At 29.9% G+C, this 817-nt stretch carries 2 protein-coding genes; one reads left to right on the top strand and one right to left on the bottom strand.

What is annotated here, in order from left to right; translation table 11 throughout:
- Positions 1-391: hypothetical protein (locus tag E0Y80_RS20710; protein WP_197091709.1), on the top strand; the 391-nt coding region annotated here is incomplete at its 5' end.
- A gap of 8 nt (positions 392-399) precedes the next feature.
- On the opposite strand, the gene E0Y80_RS20530 is transcribed toward E0Y80_RS20710, so the two are convergent.
- On the bottom strand, positions 400-817 hold a 418-nt coding region (locus E0Y80_RS20530; protein WP_197091708.1), incomplete at its 5' end, for a TaqI-like C-terminal specificity domain-containing protein.

Here is an 817-nt window from a genome sequence, read left to right as displayed (position 1 = left end):
GGAGGATTTTTTTAGACCAAAAATTATCTTTCAGGAGATAGTGCAAGAACCAAGTTTTGTCCTTGATTTAGATGGTGAATTTATGTGCTTGGACACAGCTCGAATTATTACTGGAAGAGATATAGAAGTTTTGATCTGCCTTCTCAATTCAAATTTATTTTTCTATTGCATGAAAAATTTCTATGGAGGAGGGGGATTAGGTGAGTCAGGTGTAAGAATGAAACATACTTTCTTTCTAGATTTTCCTACTCCAATTTTCAATAACGAGCAAAAACAAGAGTTAATTACTTGCATGAGAAACCCTTCTGTAAGCAATATAGAAAAGATTAATCAAATAATTTATAGTTGTTTTGACTTAAATAATGAAGAAATAGAAATTATTGAATCCTAATGTGATAATTATTTATATTCTTGAGATGCAATAAATAATCTTTCAGACTCATCAAGATCATATAACATGTATATGATTTCATCAATTTCATTTTCTAATTGATGAGTATCTGCACCATTTTGATTGTTACTTAATATCGAATCTATAATTTTTGAGACAGAATCTTCAATTGTTACAGAAGGTATTGGTATTTTTAATGGCTCTATTGCTTGAACACTGATTAATAAATCCCCTGTTCCTGTTTTAGGAGAATCTTTCATCAGATATTCTCCCATTTTTGAATTTAAAATTGCAACTAAAAACTTAATATATTTTCCTGTAGCAAAACAAGTACTATCTAAGGCCATTATCCTGGAATTGTCATAAGAAAAACGTAAAATAGAACCGACACGTTTCCAGACTATTTTCTGTCTAGAAAAATCCTCC

It is taken from the genome of Sphingobacterium endophyticum, assembly GCF_009733535.1.
In the GTDB taxonomy this organism is placed as follows: domain Bacteria; phylum Bacteroidota; class Bacteroidia; order Sphingobacteriales; family Sphingobacteriaceae; genus Sphingobacterium; species Sphingobacterium endophyticum.
Note: the sequence above shows the minus strand (reverse complement) of the source record. Positions and strands in the feature narration are given on the sequence as shown.